The following is a 2,035-nucleotide window of genomic DNA, read 5'->3' on the forward strand; positions in this document are numbered from 1 at the left end:
TGTCAACACCGACTGAAAACTGACCCACTTTCGTCAAAATCACCGTTTTAAAAATGACCCACCCAATTCAGTCAACTTTTGTTTCTGGGGCAGTAAAAATGCCCGCCTTACGCTTGTCTTTTAGCCGGTAACTGTCCCCCTGTATCTTGATGACTTGGGCATGGTGCAACAGCCGGTCAAGCATGGCTGCGGTCAGTGCCGTATCGTTGGCGAACGCCTGCCCCCACTGCCCAAAGTTGAGGTTGGAGGTGAGGATCAAGGAACCCTTTTCGTAGCGTTTTGCCACCACTTGGAAGAAGTCATTGGCCTGTTCCTGACCCAATGGCAAATAGCCGATCTCATCCACCACCAGCACCCGTGGGGCAATAACAAGGCGGTTGAAGGCTTCGCGGTAACGCCCTTGGGCGCGGGCATTGCCCAGTTGCAGCAGCAAATCAGCAGCGGTGGTGAAACGCACTTTCATGCGTTGCTGGGCGGCCAGATAGGCAATGGCAATCGCCAAGTGGGTTTTGCCAACCCCAGATGGCCCCAGCAACACAATGTTCTCGCAACGTCCGACAAAGGCGAGGGTGGCGGCCTGTTCAACCTGCTTGCGGGGTGCGCCCGTGGCAAAGCGGAAGTCGTAACCCTCCAGCGTCTTGAGGGCAGGGAAACCCGCCATCTTGGTCAGCACCTGCACGGTGCGCCGCTGGCGCAAGTCCTGTTCGGCCTGTAACAGTTGCTCCAGATAGGTGCTGTAACTGAGTTCCTCCGTCACCGCCTGTTGCGCCAAGGCGTGGTATTGGTCAGGAATGGCGGACAGGCTGAGGGATTGGCATAGGCTTTGGATGCGTTCGTGTTGCAAGCTCATACGCCGTCCCCCGTGGCACAAAACAGTGCATCATAAGCATCCAGCGGGCGTTGCAGTGGTTCAACCGCTTGTTGCCAGCTTGTACGGGGCGGTAATGCCTGCCCACTGTTGTCCGGTGCGCCGCTGGGAATGGCGGCAGGCAACGCTGGCACTACCTGCCCGGTGTACGGCAACAAGGGCAATGCCTGCAAGTGCTGGCGTTCCAACACCAAGCGGTGCGCAGGCGGTTCTTGGGTCGTGCCGTGGATGCGTTGGTCTGCCACGTCCTGTAACCAGCGGCGCACTTCGGCGTTCAGCAAGCCCACATCCACTGCCACACCCTGTTGCGCTAGCCGTGTCACCAGCGGGAAGTAAAAGCTGTGTTTGAGGTAATGGTTAAAGCGCTCCACCTTGCCCTTGGTTTGCGCCCGGTACGGGCGGCACAGTTTAGGCAGGAAACCGTAGTGTTTGGCAAAGTCGAGGAAACCCGGCTGGTACTGATGTTCCCCTTCGCCATACGCATCCCGTGCCAGCACCACCGTCTTCATGTTGTCGTACAGCACCTTCTTAGGCACGCCGCCAAACCACCCAAACGCCGCCACATGGCAGGCCAACAACGTTTCCAGACGTTCATCGCTGACAAACTCCACGTAGCTGGCACGCGAATAACCCAGCGTCGCCACAAATGCCGACAACCGTACAGGCTTGCTTTGCAGCACCGTCCAATCCACCTGCATCTGCAAGCCCGCCTCCGTCTCAAAACGTACCACGGGTTCAACGGGCAACGCCGGGTACAAGCCCTGCAAAAATGCCCGTAACATCGTCACACCACCCGTGTAACCTTGCTGGCGTATTTCCTCCAGCAACACCGTCGCGGGCAAGCGGTGCGGTTGCGCTTGCTTCACCCGCTCTTCCAAATAAGCCTGATATGCCGCCAGTTTAGCTACCCGGACAGTGGTGCGATGGTAGCTACGCGGCAACCGGTCATCATGCCGCAGGCACTCCCGCACCGTGTTACGGGATAGGCCCAGTTCGCGGGCAATACGGCGGGTTCCATACCCTTGCCGGTGCAATATTGTGATCTCCATATAACGCTCCTGTGTCAGCACCACCCTGCTCCTCTGTTGGGTAAATCAAGGCGGTCATTGTAGGAGGTGGGTCAGTTTTCAATTGATGGGGTGGGTCAGTTTTACATCGGTGGTGACA

Annotated in this window: 2 protein-coding genes; both read right to left on the reverse strand. The window is 57.7% G+C overall.

The window, feature by feature from the left end; translation table 11 throughout:
- Positions 1 to 67: 67 nt before the first annotated feature.
- Positions 68 to 850 carry an IS21-like element helper ATPase IstB gene (gene istB / locus VSS37_RS11205; protein WP_093069013.1) on the reverse strand — a complete coding sequence of 261 codons (783 nt, stop codon included), beginning with the start codon at positions 848 to 850 and terminating at the stop codon, positions 68 to 70.
- Positions 847 to 1,938 (reverse strand): IS21 family transposase, encoded by a 1,092-nt coding sequence (istA, locus tag VSS37_RS11210; protein WP_445971481.1) that lies wholly within the window; start codon positions 1,936 to 1,938, stop codon positions 847 to 849. Before istA ends, istB begins: the two co-directional genes overlap by 4 nt.
- Positions 1,939 to 2,035 lie beyond the last annotated feature (97 nt).

It is taken from the genome of Candidatus Thiothrix phosphatis (assembly GCF_035668035.1).
GTDB lineage: Bacteria > Pseudomonadota > Gammaproteobacteria > Thiotrichales > Thiotrichaceae > Thiothrix > Thiothrix phosphatis.